This window comes from Streptomyces sp. NPDC043685, assembly GCF_056436585.1.
The window spans coordinates 497194-513440 of sequence record NZ_JBWKCH010000004.1; the positions used below are offsets into that span (position 1 = coordinate 497194).

A 16247-nucleotide genomic window follows, 5' to 3' on the forward strand; every position below is an offset into this window, starting at 1 on the left:
AGTGGACACGATTGCCAGCCTCTTCAGCTTCATCACCACACCCGTCTCCTGGGTCATCGTCCAGTTCCATTCGGTGTACGGCGCCCTCTTCGGCCCTGACACCGGTTGGGCCTGGGGCCTGTCGATCGTGTCCCTGGTGATCCTGATCCGTATCTGCCTGATCCCGCTCTTCGTGAAGCAGATCAAGGCGACCCGGGCCATGCAGACGCTCCAGCCCGAGATGAAGAAGATCCAGGAGCGCTACAAGAACGACAAGCAGCGTCAGTCCGAAGAGATGATGAAGCTGTACAAGGAGACGGGTACCAACCCGCTCTCCTCGTGCCTTCCCATCCTGGCGCAGTCCCCCTTCTTCTTCGCGCTGTACCACGTGCTCAACGCCATCGCCTCCGGCGACACCATCGGCGTGATCAACAAGAGCCTGCTGGAGAGCGCCCAGAAGGCCCACATCGTCGGTGCGCCGCTGGCGGCCAAGTTCACCGACAGCGCATCGAAGGTGGAAGCACTCGGTGCCACCATCACCGACGTGCGCGTGGTCACCGCCATCATGATCGTCCTGATGTCGGCGTCGCAGTTCTTCACCCAGCGCCAGCTGATGACGAAGAACGTCGACACCACGGTGAAGACCCCGTTCATGCAGCAGCAGAAGATGCTGATGTACGTCTTCCCGGTCATGTTCGCCGTCTTCGGCATCAACTTCCCGGTCGGTGTCCTCGTCTACTGGCTGACCACCAACGTGTGGACCATGGGCCAGCAGATGTACGTCATCCACAACAACCCGACCCCGGGCTCCAAGGCGCAGGCCGCCTATCTCGAGCGCCTCGCCAAGCACGTCACGCAGCACCACAAGGTCGGCAAGCGCCGCGACCGGGTGATCGTCAAGGCCATCGTCGCCAAGGGCCGCGACCGCAACGAGTTCGAGCGCAAGTTCATCAACGGCCTGAGCAAGGCCGGCCTCGCCGCCCAGGCCGACGGCACCGTGATCAAGAGCGACACCGCCGCCGTGGCGCAGGCCGAGGACGGTTCGCCGACCACCGCCGCCGGTACCCCGAAGCGCCAGCAGCCCAAGCGGCAGAGCAAGTCGCGGCGTCAGCACGGTGGGCCGGCCGGCGCCAAGGCGGCCGGTGAGACCGAGCCGAAGACGTCGCTGACCAAGGCCGACGAGCCCGAGGACGCCAAGCCCGCGTCGGCCGCCAGCAAGGGCGGTGCGAAGCCCGCCGGCGGTACCCGCAGCAAGGCCCAGTCCGGACAGCGCAAGGGCCCGCAGCGGCCCAAGTCCCCGTCCAAGAAGTAAGAAGGAGTCCATCCCGTGACGGAAGGCACCACCTCCGCCGCTGCCGAGGGTGCAGACACCCTGACTCGCCTGGAGCAGGAAGGCGAGATCGCGGCGGACTACCTGGAGGGTCTGCTCGACATCGCCGACCTGGACGGCGACATCGACATGGACGTCGAGGCCGACCGTGCCTCCGTCTCGATCATCAGCGACACGGGTGGCCGTGATCTGCAGAAGCTGGTCGGTCGTGACGGTGAGGTGCTGGAGGCGCTCCAGGAGCTCACTCGTCTGGCCGTGCACCGGGAGACCGGTGACCGCAGCCGTCTGATGCTCGACATCGCGGGATACCGGGCCGAGAAGCGTTCGGAGCTGTCCGAGCTGGGCGCCAAGGCCGCCGCGGAGGCCAGGAGCAGCGGTCAGGCCGTGAAGCTGAAGCCGATGACCCCCTTCGAGCGCAAGGTCGTGCACGACGCGGTCAAGGCCGCGGGGCTGCGCAGCGAGTCCGAGGGCGAGGAGCCGCAGCGCTTCGTCGTCGTGCTGCCCGCCTGACCGGCCTCTACGTTCTCCGGCCCCGTCTGTTGCGCAGGCGGGGCCGAACTTTGTCAGCCTGATAGTTCTGGTGGTTCAGGTGTCGGCGCCGGGTGCGCTGACGCGGTACGGAAGGACGGTCCCCCCGTGACGGAGGCAGCGGAGCTTCCCCCCGCGCCCGAGCAGGCGCGCGCGGTGTTCGGTGACCGCTTCGCGGATGCGGTGCGGTACGCCGAGCTGCTCGCTGAGGCGGGCGTGCAGCGCGGTCTCATCGGCCCGCGTGAAGTGCCGCGTCTGTGGGAGCGGCACCTGCTGAACTGTGCGGTGCTCTCCGAGGTCGTGCCCGAGAGTGTGACGGTGTGCGATGTCGGCTCGGGTGCCGGTCTCCCCGGCATTCCGCTGGCGCTGGTCCGCACCGACCTGAAGATCACGCTTCTGGAGCCGCTGCTGCGGCGCACCAACTTCCTCACCGAGGTCGTCGAGCTGCTCGGCCTCGATCATGTGACCGTCATGCGGGGCCGGGCCGAGGAGGTCATGGGCAAGATCCAGCCGGTCCATGTGGTGACGGCCCGGGCGGTCGCGCCGCTCGACCGGCTCGCCACCTGGGGCATCCCGCTGCTGCGGCCGTACGGAGAGATGCTCGCACTGAAGGGCGACACCGCCGAGGAGGAGCTGAAGAGCGCGTCGGTGGCACTGAGCAAGCTGGGTGCGGTGGAGACGTCCATCCTGCATGTGGGTGAAGGCGTGGTGGATCCGATGTCCACCGTCGTGCGGGTCGAGGTCGGGGAGAGCCCGGGCGGGGTGCGCTTCGCCGCGAAGCGCGCCAAGGCGGCTCGCACGGGGCGGACGCGCCGTCGACGCTGAGCGGCTGCCGTCCGACGGCGCTGATCCGTCCTGAGGACGAGACGTACTCCACACAAGCTGCCAAACCTATGCATGCCGGAGTGTCGCGACAATTCGGCCACGGCTGCTGTGCATCGTGTTTCACGTGAAACGTCGCTCACTGCTGCACGGCATCATCAGTCGTGGCCGCGCTGCGGCCGAACCCCGCGACCGAAAGCCTCTCGGTTCACTCGATGAGGGACCAGAGGTATCCACAGAGGTGGATTTCTCCACAGAACGCCAGGCCTCACTGGTTCACGACCCCGAAGACATGGGAGGCTCTGTTCATTGCGAGCCTGAAGTCGAGGAGAGTGAATCCTTGCGGTCCGACGCCAACATCGCGGGACCGATGACCGATCCGGTCCCCGGTCCCCGAACCGAGTCGATGGGGGCGGATGTTTCACGTGAAACACCGCCTCCGATGGACGACACTCCCATCGGTCGTGCTGCCCAACTGGCGGTGGAGGCTCTGGGCCGAGCCGGTGAGGGCCTGCCACGGCCCGAGCAGACCCGAATCATGGTGGTCGCCAACCAGAAGGGCGGTGTGGGCAAGACGACGACGACCGTCAACCTTGCCGCGTCGCTGGCCCTGCACGGCGGCCGGGTCCTCGTGGTCGACCTCGACCCCCAGGGCAATGCCTCCACCGCGCTGGGTATCGACCACCACGCCGAAGTCCCGTCCATCTACGACGTGTTGGTGGACAGCAGGCCTCTCTCCGAAGTCGTCCAGCCGGTGCCGGATGTCGAGGGCCTCTTCTGCGCCCCCGCCACGATCGATCTCGCCGGTGCGGAGATCGAGCTGGTGTCGCTGGTGGCGCGGGAGAGCCGCCTTCAGCGTGCGATCCAGGCGTACGAGCAGCCGCTGGACTACATCCTCATCGACTGCCCGCCCTCCCTCGGTCTGCTGACGGTCAACGCGCTCGTCGCGGGCCAGGAGGTCCTGATCCCGATTCAGTGCGAGTACTACGCGCTGGAAGGTCTCGGGCAGTTGCTGCGCAATGTCGACCTGGTACGGGGGCACCTCAACCCCGACCTGCATGTGTCGACCATCCTGCTCACCATGTACGACGGCCGGACGCGCCTCGCGTCTCAGGTCGCCGACGAGGTGCGCACCCACTTCGGCGACGAGGTACTGCGGACGAGCATCCCCCGATCCGTCCGTATCTCCGAGGCGCCGAGTTATGGGCAGACGGTACTGACCTACGATCCTGGATCGAGCGGTGCCCTCTCCTACCTTGAGGCGGCACGAGAGATCGCGCTGAAGGGTGTCGGCATCAGCTATGACGCGACGCACGCCCACATCGGCGCACAACAGAACGACCCGAGCATGGTGGAGGGCATTCAGTGAGCGAGCGACGGAGGGGGCTGGGCCGTGGTCTCGGCGCACTGATCCCTGCTGCGCCGACGGAGAAGTCGGTGGCCCAGGCTGCTGCGGCCGGGGGCGCTGCTTCCGCGTCTCCCGCGGCCGTGCCTGCATTGACCGATCGCGGGGTGGCCGCGGCGAAGGTGGCTACGCTGCCGACCGTTTCACGTGAAACAGAGGAGCCGACGCAGCCGAGTGCTCCCGTCGCGCCTGCGGCGCCCATCGGTGCGCACTTCGCCGAGATCCCCCTGGACTCCATCACGCCGAACCCGCGGCAGCCGCGTGAGGTCTTCGACGAGGACGCGCTGTCCGAGCTCATCACCTCCATCAAGGAAGTCGGGCTCCTCCAGCCGGTCGTCGTACGGCAGGTGGGTCCCTCCCGCTATGAGCTCATCATGGGTGAGCGCCGCTGGCGGGCCTGTCGCGAGGCGGGGCTGGAGGCGATCCCGGCGATCGTCCGGGCCACGGAGGACGAGAAGCTCCTTCTGGACGCCCTGCTGGAGAACCTGCACCGGGCTCAGCTGAACCCTCTGGAAGAGGCAGCCGCCTACGACCAGTTGCTGAGGGACTTCAGCTGCACGCACGACCAGCTGGCGGACCGCATCGGACGATCCCGTCCGCAGGTGTCCAACACCTTGCGTCTGCTGAAACTGTCGCCGGCCGTGCAGCGCCGTGTCGCCGCCGGAGTGCTCTCCGCCGGACACGCGCGGGCGCTGCTCTCCGTCGAGGACTCGGAGGAGCAGGACCGGCTGGCCCACCGCATCGTGGCCGAGGGCCTTTCGGTGCGGGCCGTCGAAGAGATCGTGACGCTGATGGGGTCGCGGCCTCAGAAGGCCCAGAAGCACAAGGGTCCGCGTGCCGGTGCCCGGGTCTCTCCCGCGCTGTCCGATCTCGCTACGCGTCTCTCGGACCGTTTCGAGACCCGCGTGAAGGTCGACCTGGGGCAGAAGAAGGGCAAGATCACCGTCGAGTTCGCCTCGATGGAAGATCTGGAGCGGATCCTCGGTTCCCTCGCTCCGGGCGAGGGGCCGGTCCTGCAGAAGAGTCTGCTGGAGAGTGACTCCGAGGAGAGCGAGTCCTGAGTCTCCAGGGGCCTCTGGTGAATCTGCGAAAGAGCGGGCCGCGTCCGGTGTGTGCCGGAACGAGGTCCGCTCTTTCCTTTTTGGCGGTATCGAGGAAATCGCATCGTGGATACGATGCGGTTCGGGTACGGCGCAACGACTTGGCAGCACCTCTGAGAGGGAGGCAGGGGCCATGCGATCCATGAGCCGCACCGGACTGATGAGTGCCGGTTTGGGGCTGGGAGCCGTCGGTGGTTTCATCGGCAGCCTCCTCAAGGAACGGAGCGCTCTGACAGCCGCCCGCGACGCGGCGGCGGGCGAAGGAAGCGAGGATCAGCCGTCATGGGCCGCCGGCTCGTACCGCTCACACTGGACAACCTCCAGGACCTTCCCAGGCGTTGTCGCTCGTGTGTCTTCTGGGAACTCGATCCGGTCAGCGGTGAGGCAGCGGTAAAGGGAGGCACGTCCGACTCGGAAAAGGAAGCCTGGATCTCGGCGGTCCTTCTGGACTGGGGATCTTGCGGGCGAGTTGTGTACGTCGACGACGTGCCGGTGGGCTACGTGCTCTACGCTCCCCCCGCCTATGTCCCGCGTTCCACGGCGTTCCCCACGAGTCCTGTCTCGCCCGATGCGGTGCAGCTGATGACCGCGTTCATCGTCCCCGGCTACCAGGGGCAGGGCCTGGGCCGGGTGATGGTTCAGACGGTGGCCAAGGATCTGCTGAGGCGGGGCTTCAAAGCGATCGAGGCCTTCGGGGACGCGCGTTGGAAGGAACCAGCCTGTGTCCTGCCCGCCGACCATCTCCTGGCGGTGGGGTTCAAGACGGTTCGCCAGCACCCCGTCCACCCCCGTCTGAGGCTGGAACTGCGGTCGACGCTCTCCTGGAAGGAAGACGTCGAGATGGCGTTGGACCGCCTCCTGGGAGCGGTGCAGAAGGAGCCGGCGCTCCGGCCGTTGTAGCCGCAGGCAAACGAATGGGCCAGCCCTTCCGGGCTGGCCCATTCGTGTTTCACGTGAAACGTGCACCGTCGATGCGACGGCCGCGCCGGTTCACTCGGCGATGAACTCCTCCAGGTCGCGAACGATCGCGGCCTTCGGCTTCGCGCCCACGATGGTCTTGGCGACCTCGCCACTCTGGTAGACGTTCAGGGTCGGGATGGACATGACGCCGTACTTGGCGGCCGTACCCGGGTTCTCGTCGATGTTCAGCTTGACGATCTCGATCTTGTCGCCGTACTCGGCAGCGATCGCCTCGAGGGACGGCGCGATCTGGCGGCAGGGACCGCACCAGGCGGCCCAGAAGTCCACCAGAACGGGCTTGTCGCTCTTGAGGACGTCCTGCTCGAACGAGTCGTCGGTCACATTCTTCAGGGTGCCGGCCACGGCGGGCTCCTTAACTGGTTGGTGCGTGGGGCGGGTAGGGAGGGGGTCAGACAGCGGTCTTCTCGGGCTCGGCCTGCTCCTCGTCCGCCAGGGCGGCAAGGTAGCGCTCGGCGTCGAGAGCCGCAGAGCAGCCGGTGCCGGCCGCGGTGATCGCCTGGCGGTAGGTGTGATCGACCACGTCACCGGCAGCGAAGACACCCGTGAGGTTCGTGCGCGTCGACGGCGCGTCCACCTTCAGGTACCCCTCTTCGTCCAGGTCGAGCTGGCCCTTGAAGAGCTCGGTGCGCGGGTCGTGTCCGATGGCGATGAACAGTCCGGTCACGGGCAGGTCCGAGATCTCACCGGTCTTGAGGTTGCGCAGCTTCAGACCGGAGAGCTTCGGGTCGCCCTGGATCTCGGCGACCTCGCTGTCCCAGACGAACGAGATCTTCGGGTCGGCGAAGGCACGCTCCTGCATGGCCTTGGAGGCGCGCAGCGTGTCACGGCGGTGGACGATGGTCACCGACTTGGCAAACCGCGAAAGGAAGGTGGCCTCCTCCATCGCGGTGTCGCCGCCACCGATCACGGCGATGTCCTGGTCCTTGAAGAAGAAGCCGTCACAGGTGGCACACCAGGACACGCCACGACCGGAGAGGGCGTCCTCGTTCGGCAGGCCGAGCTTGCGGTGCTGCGAGCCGGTGGCCACGATGACGGCCTTGGCCCGGTGCACGGTACCGGCCGTGTCCGTGACGGTCTTGATCTCACCGCTCAGGTCGACGGCCACGATGTCGTCCGGAACGAGCTCGGCACCGAAGCGCTCCGACTGGGCGCGCATGTTGTCCATGAGCTCGGGGCCCATGATGCCGTCCTGGAAGCCCGGGAAGTTCTCGACCTCGGTGGTGTTCATGAGCGCACCACCCGCGGTGACGGCGCCCTCGAACACCAGTGGCTTCAGCGACGCGCGCGCGGTGTAGAGCGCCGCCGTGTAGCCGGCGGGCCCGGAGCCGATGATGATCACGTTACGGACGTCGCTCACGGCTGGATTCCTCGTCTCTGGACTGCGTCGTTCGACCGGTGGGAGCTTCTCCCAGAGGAGCTCTCACCCCACCCAACGGATCCTAAGGGGCGCGCATTCCCGCTGTGTCCGCGCACACGGGGATACGGCACCGTCAGGTGACCTCATCGGGCAAGTCGAAGCGCTTGCTCAGGTGGACGGGTAGCTGCGCTCCAGGAGCACCTTGCCGGCAGCGCCTGATGCCGCGTGATCCACACAGGTGGCATCCACGATGTAGGCGGTGACCCGGGTGGCGTCGGAAGCGTCGGGAAGCAGGACGAGGATCGCCTTCTTCCCTTGATACGTGCCGTCCTCCGTGGCCAGGGCCTCGTCCTGCCGCCCGATGCCGTCGCGGACGCAGCCCGGCACCACCACTGACTTGAAGACCTTGTGCTGATTGGCGCCAGGCGCGGTCGCGGCGCCGAAGGGGGTGCGGGAGCCGCCGCCTTCTTCGGTCTTCTTCCCGGTCTTGTTCTCGGCGAGGAGATCGGTGACCTGGTCCCGCAGCTTCCCCTCGGAGAAGGTGTCCGCGGAGGTGGCCTTCCGTTCACCCGCCGTGTCATGGGGCGGCTTGTTGTCACCGAGTGAGGACAGCAGGACGGAACCCAGGCCCAGGGCAGCCGCCGTGAAGACGGTTCCGAGGACGGCGATCCTGCGACGCCCGGGGCGCGTGCGACCCTTACGGCCCGGGCCGGTGGTGGAGGAGCGGGGGCGGCCGGCAGGACGGTCGGCGGGCGGCGATGTTTCACGTGAAACATGAGCACCACTGTCGTCCTCGTGCGCGAGGCGAGGATCACCCGTGGACGTCGGGCTCTCAGCGGACTCGGGACCGCTGGCGTTCAGCAGCGCCTCGGCGGCGAGTGCCGCATCGATGCGGCCCGCGACATCGGCGGGCATACGGGGCGGGCCCGGCAGCGTGCCGAGCAGGCCGCGGATCTCCTCCAGGGAGGTGTACACGTCCGCGCAGAGCTCGCACTCGTCCAGATGCCGCCGGAGGCCGGTGGTCCGGGACGGTGGGAGAAGGCCCTCGGCGAGGTCGGAGATCTCAGCGACGTCCGGGTGCCCGGCCATGTCTGTCGTCGACGTCACGCTCGTCCACCTCCGCCCTTCACCGCGGCTGGGTCGTTCGGTCCTGTGTCCGGCGGTTGCGCTCGGTGCGGTCCCGCTGCGGGTGGGACGGGCGGCCGCTGTGTCCGGTTCCGTTCTCCGCCCGGGTTCTTGCCCGCACCGCTGCTGTCGGGCCGTAGATGGGTGAGCAGCGGGAGGAGTCTGGCCCGTCCGCGCGCGCATCTGCTCTTCACCGTGCCGGTCGGCACGTCGAGGATGTGCGCTGCCTCGGCGACCGGGTAGCCCTGCATGTCCACCAGGACGAGCGCGGCCCGCTGGTCGGCCGGCAGGGTCCCCAGCGCTTCGATGAGCTGCCGGTGGAGGTCGTTGCGCTCGGCGGGGGCCGAGGCCGACTCGTGCGGCTCCAGCAACTGCTCCAGGCGCTCGGTGTCGTCGACGGGAGAGGTCTTCCGGGAGGCGGCCTTGCGGGCGCGGTCCAGACAGGCGTTCACCGTGATCCTGTGCAGCCACGTCGTGACGGCCGACTGGCCCCGGAAGGTGTGGGCGGCCCGGTAGGCGGACACGAGGGCGTCCTGCACGGCGTCAGCGGCCTCCTCGCGGTCCCCCAGCGTGCGCAGGGCAACCGCCCAGAGCCGGTCGCGATGCCGCCGCACGATCTCCCCGAAGGCGTCCGGGTCGCCTTCGACGTGCCGTGCGAGGAGATCCTGATCACTGGCACCGCTGTGCTCGGTGCGGTCTGCCATCGGACCCCCTCCCTCGGTCGGTGCTCAGCCCGTGAACTTCACTTCGGTGATGGCCTGCTTGTATCCCCTGTTGCTGAAGTTGGCCGGGTCGTCGCCCGAGTACGGCAGGGCGGTGAGCCACACGAGGACGTACCGGCTCTTCACCGGCTTGTCGACGCTCACCTTGAGGGATGTGCCGCTTGTCGTCGCCGTCCCGAGCTTCCGCATGGAGCTCAGCGGCGTCGACGAACCCAGGGACTCCGTCGCGTACAGCTCCGCCGTGGTGTGGTCGTTGCCGTACCGCAGCGACAGGGTCGCGGCGGAGACCTTCTGCTCGGATCCGAGGTCGTAGACGATGCCGACACCCGGCTTTATCACGATCTTCGGACCGTCCACGTAGCTGTTGGTCCGCCAGCCCGTGGAGGTGTTGCCGTCATAGGTCTTGCCCACGTCGGCGGGGTGCTGGGCGTCGCCCTCGGCGACGTACTCCTCTGCGCCCTTGATGGGGATCGGCCGCGAGGGCGCCGCGTTCCTGTTCTTGTCGCCGCCCTCGTGGTCCTGCGTCTTGGTCGGCTCGTCGTTCTTGCCGCCCTGCTCCATCAGCGCGTCCGCCAGTTGCCAGCTGCCGAGGCCCAGCGCGGCGATCAGGAGTGCGGAGACGGCCCACTTCAGCGCCTTGCCCGTGCGGCTCTGGAGCGGGGGCGGTGGAGCCGGGATCACCTGGGTGACACCGGGACGCGGGTTCTGACGGCCGTACGTGCCCTGCTGGTACGTCGTGCGCTGGTACTCGGGCGGGGCGGTGAACGCCGGCTCCGGCGGGCGGATGCGGGGCATCTCGCCGATCGCCTTCACCAGCTCCTCCGGCGTGGTGCACGGTGACTCGTGCCGGGAGGCGGTGGCGCCGTCGTTGGCGAGTGCGCGCATGGACAGCTCGGACAGGCCTCGGTGCACACCGGCCCGCACCTGGTCGGGCGCGATCAGGCCGATGTCCTTCGGCAGGCCCGACAGCCCGTAGGCGTCGCTCTCGTAGGGCCAGCGCTGCGTCAGCGCCGCGTACAGCAGGGCGCCGATGGCCTCGGTGTCGGTGCGCTGTGGCGTGTCGGACGAGACCCCGCGCAGGGCCGCGTTCACGGCGAGGCCGCGAATGCGCCACTGGCCGGTCGAGGCACGCAGCACGGCGTTCGGGTTCAGCCGCAGATGGGCGAGGCCCTCACGATGGGCGGCGGCCATCGCGGAGGAGACCTGGCTGACCATCTGGTAGGCGTCGTAGGGCTCCAGGGGGCCCGAGGCCAGAAGCGTGGTCAGTTCCGTCGCGTCGGGGAGCCACTCGTGGACGACGTAGACGACATCGTTCTCCTCCACCGCGTCCAGCACCTGGACGAAGCGCGGGTCGCCCAGGAGGGCGGAGGAGCGGGCGGCCGCCAGGACGGAGCGGGCCCGCGCGTGGTCGGCCGGCAGGATGTGCACGCCCACGGCACGGCGGAGCTTCTCGTCCACGGCGCGCCAACTGCTGAAGCCGTCCAGACGGGTGACGCACTCCTCGAGGCGGTAGCGTCTGGCGAGCTTGTGACCACTGTGCAGTTCGGGCGGCGAAGTCTTCCCGGCACCGTCGGTCCGGGCGCTCTCCTGTACCTCGTCGCTGTCCGTGTCCCGCTCCCGGTTCTTGGCCACCCCGTCGGCCGTGGACTGGTCCGCCTGCGCGGTCAGCGACGTGTCGTCGCTGTTGTCTGCCACGTCGACGGCAGCCGTACTCCGTTCCGCCACCGTCGTCCCTGCCTCCCCATCCATTGCGCGCCGCCCGACTTCCGTTCGCGCGCCGTCCGACGCCGAAACCAATTGTGCCCACAGTCCGCCGCCATGCACGACACGCGGTGGCCGACGATGGTTGTGCGCCTACCCCCAGGCTCAGCGTCCCAGGCGTCCGCGGACCATGCCGACCAGCGAGTTGAGTTCCTCGATGCGCATGCGGCGAGCGGCGACGAAGAAGATTCCGAGGAGCACCACGCCGCCTGCCAGGACCGCGGCGAGCGAGCCCGCGGGACCCTGGCCGAGCGTGTGGCCGATGCCGTAGCAGGCCGCGCCGCTGAGCAGGGCGGCCGGGACCGAGGCGATGCACAACCGGGCGTAAGTCCGCAGCACACGGGCGCCGTCGAGGTCCCCGCCGAGCCGCTTGCGCAGCCGGCGCCAGGCGACACCGACACCGATCGCGTAGGCCAATCCGTACGAGGCGGCCATGCCGACCACGGCCCAGCGCGAGGGGATCACGAAGTAGCAGATCGCCGAGGCGCCCGCGTTGACCGCGGCCACGATGACCGTGTTGTAGAAGGGGGTTCGGGTGTCCTCATAGGCGTAGAAGGCACGCAGGACCACGTACTGCACGGAGTACGGGATCAGACCGAGGCCGAACGCCATCAGCATGAAGCCCATGTTGGTGGCCTCGCTGGTGCCCGAGGAGCCGAACATCAGCGTGCACATCGGGATGCCGAGGGAGAGAAAGCCGAACGCGATCGGCACGATCGCGACCGCCGTGGTGCGCAGCCCCTGGGAGATGTCGTCGCGTACGGCACCCCCGTCGCCCTCGGCGGCCGAGCGCGACAGGCGGGGCAGCAGGGCGGCCATGAGGGAGACCGTGATGATGGCCTGCGGCAGACCCCAGATCAGCTGGGCGTTGGCGTAGGCGGAGAAGCCGGTGCCGTCGACGGGCGAGGCCTTGCCCGCCGCCGTGGACAGCTGGATGACGATCATCGCGCCCGCCTGATTGGCGAGGACGAACAGGACCGTCCACTTGGCGAGGGTGACGGCCTTGCCGAGGCCCTGGCCCTTCCAGTCGAAGCGCAGCCGCAGCCGGAAACCGGTCTCGCGCAGGTAGGGGATCATCGCGAGCGCCTGGACGACGAGGCCGAGCAGGACGCCGATGCCGAGCAGGCGCTGGCCCTCCGGCGGAATGTTCGCGGCCTTCATGCCGGAGTCGGCCGCGGTGCCGTAGACGTAGATGAACATGCCCAGCGTCACGATGATGACGATGTTGTTCAGGACCGGGGTCCACATCATCGCGCCGAACTTGCCACGGGCGTTGAGGATCTGACCCATCACCACGTGGATGCCCATGAAGAAGATCGTGGGCAGGAAGTACTGGGCGAAGGTGACGGCGACCTGGTTCGCCGCCGGGTCGCTGGCGACCGGGTCGGACAGCACGCGGATCAGGAGCGGCGCACCCAGGACCGAGAGGGCGGTGAGGCCGCCGAGCGTCACGATGACCAGGGTGAGCAGACGGTTGGCGTACGCCTCCCCACCGTCGTCGTCCTCCTTCATGGCGCGCACGAGCTGCGGCACGAAGACGGAGTTGAGACCACCGCCGACGGTGAGGATGTAGATCATCGTCGGCAGCTGGTAGGCGACCTGGAAGGTGTCACCGAGGAGGCCGACGCCCAGTGCCGACACGATCAGCGCGGAACGGATGAAGCCGGTGAGGCGGGAGACCATCGTGCCCGCCGCCATCACGGCACTGGACTTCATCAGGCCAGCGGCGCGACCGCCCTTCTTCGGGGCGGCCGCGGGCTCGGCGGCCGGCGTCTCGTCCACGAGGGGCGCCGTCGCCGAGGCCGGGCCGGGCCCGGCGTACTGGTCCTGTGGTGCGTAGGGGCCCTGGGCCGCGTGCCCCGGAGCCGGAGCGGGGCCGGGGACCGACGGCGCGTCGTACGAGGGGTGACCGCTGTTCTGCTGCTGGTCCCGGAAGAGATGCGCGAACGCGTCCGGCTCCTGGCGCGGCTCCCCCGCCTGGGAGACGAGGTCGTCCACACCCACGAACTGGGTGGTGCGGGGGTCGTCGCCGTACGGCAGGTGCCGTGTCGGGCCTTCCGGCTCCGGCGGGGGCGTCTGCGCCCAGACCTGCGGGTCGGGGGCGTACGGCGACTGCGGCGGCCGGCCGTAGAGCTGCTGCTGCGGCTGGTACGTGCCGGGAGCGGGCGGGGGGTGCGCGGCACGGTCGTAGAGCGCCTCGCCTACCGGGTCCTGGGCGGAGAGGTCCTGGGCCCGGTAGGGGTCCTGGCCGTAGGCGTCCTGGAGGTAGCTGTCGGCGGGCGGCTGCGGCGGCACCTGGCCGTGCTCGGGCGGTGAGCCCTCGGGACCGCCCGCATCGGGGTAGCCCGAGTTGCCCGCGGCCCGGCCGCGGTCACCGTCGTACGGCGCGTTCATGGTTACCCCACCTCATCGTCCCGGGCCCACCGGCCACGACTTCTCAACGGTCCACTCTCTCACCCGTGCCGGACGGGTCGGCGCTTTCCGCTGCGGTGTCCGGGGCCGGGTCACTCGGCTGCTGCGGGCCGTCCGCCCCCGAGCCGTCCGGGTTGTCCTGCTCCAGACGTGTGCCGGAGGGCTGCGGGTTCTGCGGAGCGTCGGTCCCGCTCCGCGGGCCGTCGTCCTCGTCGCCCGCCTCGGCGATGTCGTCGTCCTCGGCGGCCTCGCGCGCGGCGGCGCGCTTGCGCTGGGTGTACATCCGGAAGCCGGCGAGGACCAGGATCAGGACGCCACCGCCGATGACCAGCATCACCGTGGGCGTGACCTCGGTGACCCTCACGTCGAAGACGACCGGGGCGCCGTACTTCTGTCCGTCCTCCGTGTACAGCTGGGCGACGACTTCCGCCCGGCCGTTGGCGTTGGCCGACGTGGTGAACTTCACCGACTGGGCGTGACCCCCGTTGACGGCGACGCGCTGCTCCTCGTAGGCGTCGCCGCCGATCTTGAGACGCGTGGGGTTCTTCGACGTGAGCCGCAGCTCCAGGTGCTCCACGCCCTGGACCAGGTTGTTCTGGACGGTCACGGGGATGGTGGCGCTGCGGCCGGAGAGCTTGGTCTCCGACTTCTGGATCAGCTTCACCCCGTCGATCAGTCCGTCGAGATACGACTCGATGCCGTCGCGGTATCCCACCGCCGCGACACCACGGCCACGCCACGACGTGGACATCTCGCGGTTCATGGCCCGCCCGAAGGGGGTCACCACCCGGGCCTGGATGGTGAGGATGACCTTGAACTTGTCGAGCTTGCCCTGGGTCCGGGCGATCTGTTCGAAGGCGGCCCGCGGCAGCTCCTGCTTGCGCAGCGAGGACGGGTACGCGGAGGCCGACGGGACCTTCGTGTTGGCCGACGCATCCGGTTTGGCCTTGGCGGCGGCCGCGAGGTCCTGCGATTCGGACCAGTTTCCGTCCTGCAGAGCCGCCACGGCTTCCGCCATGGTCTGCGCCTGGCTGACGGAGGGCATGCGCTGCGGGGCGATCACGACGCTGCGCTGCTTGCCGGTCTGCAGGCCCAGCGTCAGGCTCTGGGCCAGGAAACGCTGCACGGCGAGCGTGGAGGCAGAGGCCCTGGTCAGGTTGCCCTGGAACGCCGTGGACATCCGGGAGTCAGCGACGACGGCCGTGGTACCGCCGCCGATGGGCCGAGCGGCTGAGGGCGTGTACGACAGGTTGTCCTGAAGGCTGTCGCCGCGGGCGATCACCTTGTCGGCGCCCGCGGACGTGGCGACCTTCACGATCGACGGGTCGATGGCGCCGTCCACCGGCCAGACGAAGTCCGTGGACGGTTTCACGTGGAGGATCGTGTCCACCGTCTCGGCGGCGACTGTGGTGGCCTCCTTGAGATGGCCGAGCGAGCCGGCGACGCTGGTGCCGTTGTGGGCGAGGGAGGCCAGGTCGGGGTCGCCGAACGGCAGGGCGACCACCTCCTCGCCCGTGACCGCCTGCTGGAGCTCGGCCAGCCAGTGCTTGGCGGCCTCCTGGCTCCTGCCGGGGGTGGTGGTGCCGTTCGCGCCGCTGACCTCGTAGCTCCCCGTCATCGCGTCGACGGACGCCAGCAGGTCCGGGTCGATCACCCACGTGACGTCCAGGCCCTTGCCCAGCGACACCATCTGGTCGAGGCGGCCGCCCGGGGCGATCTCCTCGGCGAGCTCGTCGTCGCGGAAGACCGGTGTCTGCTGCTCGTTCGACCCCGTCTCGGCTGCCATGTGGGCGCTGGAGACGAGCGGCCACAGGAAAGTGGTCTTCGTCTTGGTGTCCGCCTCCTCCGGCTGCCACGGCAGGAAGGTCCGCTGGACACCGAGTACCTGGTCCCAGGGCTGCGCCGCGGTCTCTCCGGAGAGCGAGACGGCCAGCTGGTAGACACCGTCACGGCCGAGGTCCAGCTTGTCGGCCGGTACGGAGATGCTGAAGGGCTGTGCGACGCCGGGGGTGAGTCGGGGGAACTTCTCGCTGTACTTGCCGCCGACCTTCTTGCCGGTGGGTCCCTGGAGGTCGTCGCTCTTCTTGGCGAGCGTGTCGATCGCCGAGCGGGTCTCGAGCGGGGGGCCCACCTGAAGGTCGACGTGGGCGCCGGTGACCGTCTGCCTGCCCTTGTTGGTCACCGTGCCCGACACGGTGATCGTGTCCCCCTCGGAGGGGGCGGTGGGGCTGAGCGAGTCGACCGCGACCGACACCGAGCCCGCGCTGGAGGCGGCCTGCGGGGCTTCCTGGCCGGCCGCGTCCGCCGGTGTCGCGGCGGGCAACTGGAGGAGTCCGGCCAGCAGCGGTGCACCGGCGAGCAGTGCCCCGGTGCGCCGCAGCCACCGGCGGGCAGGTGAGGCACTGGTCCCCTGGAAGTCTGCCGCCTCGGCCACGCGCTCGTCCGTCCCTCGTCGTCGTCAGTGGTCGTCGGAATGTGCGTCCACGCATGGTAACGATGCGCGCTGAGGGGAAGTGCCGCGGTCCGCTCCACAAGATCGCTGACCGGCACCGCGCTGCCCGGTATGTCGCTCTATGAAAGGGAGCGGCTGTTTGCGGCTCCAGGACTGGGCTTGGGGGTGTATGACGGACGTGTCCCCATGCTTTCGTGCGGGGAAAAGGGGAGAGCTCGCGGGTGCCCGGGCCACGTACCCTCTTCTGTTGTGCCGAACGAAGAAACGCCCAGT

13 protein-coding genes are annotated in these 16247 nt (G+C 69.0%); 6 read left to right on the plus strand and 7 right to left on the minus strand.

All coding sequences use genetic code 11. The features are described from left to right. Position 1 precedes the first annotated feature (1 nt). The 6 genes from yidC (at position 2) to AC0665_RS15820 (ending at position 6064) form a co-directional block, all read left to right on the plus strand. A complete protein-coding gene (gene yidC, locus AC0665_RS15795; RefSeq protein WP_468634548.1) occupies positions 2-1291 on the plus strand; it encodes a membrane protein insertase YidC in 1290 nt (429 codons plus the stop codon). A gap of 15 nt (positions 1292-1306) precedes the next feature. Further along, positions 1307-1819 (plus strand): Jag family protein, encoded by a 513-nt coding sequence (locus AC0665_RS15800; RefSeq protein ID WP_363121444.1) that lies wholly within the window; start codon positions 1307-1309, stop codon positions 1817-1819. Between the two features lie 126 nt (positions 1820-1945). Further along, a complete protein-coding gene (gene rsmG, locus AC0665_RS15805; protein ID WP_468408032.1) occupies positions 1946-2662 on the plus strand; it encodes a 16S rRNA (guanine(527)-N(7))-methyltransferase RsmG in 717 nt (238 codons plus the stop codon). A gap of 289 nt (positions 2663-2951) precedes the next feature. Beyond that, complete coding sequence (locus AC0665_RS15810; RefSeq protein ID WP_468635135.1) at positions 2952-4028, plus strand: ParA family protein; 1077 nt, start codon at positions 2952-2954, stop codon at positions 4026-4028. Further along, entirely contained in the window at positions 4025-5125 is a 1101-nt protein-coding gene (locus tag AC0665_RS15815) for a ParB/RepB/Spo0J family partition protein (RefSeq protein ID WP_478705187.1), read from the plus strand. Before AC0665_RS15810 ends, AC0665_RS15815 begins: the two co-directional genes overlap by 4 nt. A 321-nt stretch (positions 5126-5446) precedes the next feature. Then, positions 5447-6064, plus strand: a complete 618-nt coding sequence (locus tag AC0665_RS15820) for a GNAT family N-acetyltransferase (RefSeq protein WP_468634542.1) — start codon at positions 5447-5449, stop codon at positions 6062-6064. A 90-nt stretch (positions 6065-6154) separates the two neighbouring features. On the opposite strand, the gene trxA is transcribed toward AC0665_RS15820, so the two are convergent. From trxA to AC0665_RS15855, 7 genes are all read right to left on the minus strand, one after another. Next, positions 6155-6487: a thioredoxin gene (trxA, locus tag AC0665_RS15825; RefSeq protein ID WP_381451413.1), complete on the minus strand. Its 333-nt coding sequence runs from the start codon at positions 6485-6487 to the stop codon at positions 6155-6157. Positions 6488-6533: 46 nt separating this feature from the next. After that, the gene (gene trxB / locus AC0665_RS15830) at positions 6534-7502 is read right to left on the minus strand and encodes a thioredoxin-disulfide reductase (RefSeq protein ID WP_363121448.1); all 969 of its coding nucleotides are present in this window, start codon (positions 7500-7502) and stop codon (positions 6534-6536) included. Between the two features lie 168 nt (positions 7503-7670). Further along, positions 7671-8609, minus strand: coding sequence for an anti-sigma factor family protein (locus AC0665_RS15835; protein ID WP_478603047.1), 939 nt, complete (start codon positions 8607-8609; stop codon positions 7671-7673). Further along, entirely contained in the window at positions 8606-9331 is a 726-nt protein-coding gene (sigM, locus tag AC0665_RS15840) for an RNA polymerase sigma factor SigM (protein ID WP_478603045.1), read from the minus strand. Before sigM ends, AC0665_RS15835 begins: the two co-directional genes overlap by 4 nt. Before the next feature lie 24 nt (positions 9332-9355). Continuing rightward, positions 9356-11074, minus strand: coding sequence for a protein kinase family protein (locus AC0665_RS15845; protein ID WP_478603043.1), 1719 nt, complete (start codon positions 11072-11074; stop codon positions 9356-9358). 141 nt (positions 11075-11215) lie between these two features. After that, positions 11216-13504: a murein biosynthesis integral membrane protein MurJ gene (gene murJ, locus AC0665_RS15850; RefSeq protein WP_478705188.1), complete on the minus strand. Its 2289-nt coding sequence runs from the start codon at positions 13502-13504 to the stop codon at positions 11216-11218. 43 nt (positions 13505-13547) lie between these two features. Continuing rightward, positions 13548-15956: a DUF6049 family protein gene (locus AC0665_RS15855; RefSeq protein WP_478705189.1), complete on the minus strand. Its 2409-nt coding sequence runs from the start codon at positions 15954-15956 to the stop codon at positions 13548-13550. Between the last annotated feature and the right edge of the window lie 291 nt (positions 15957-16247).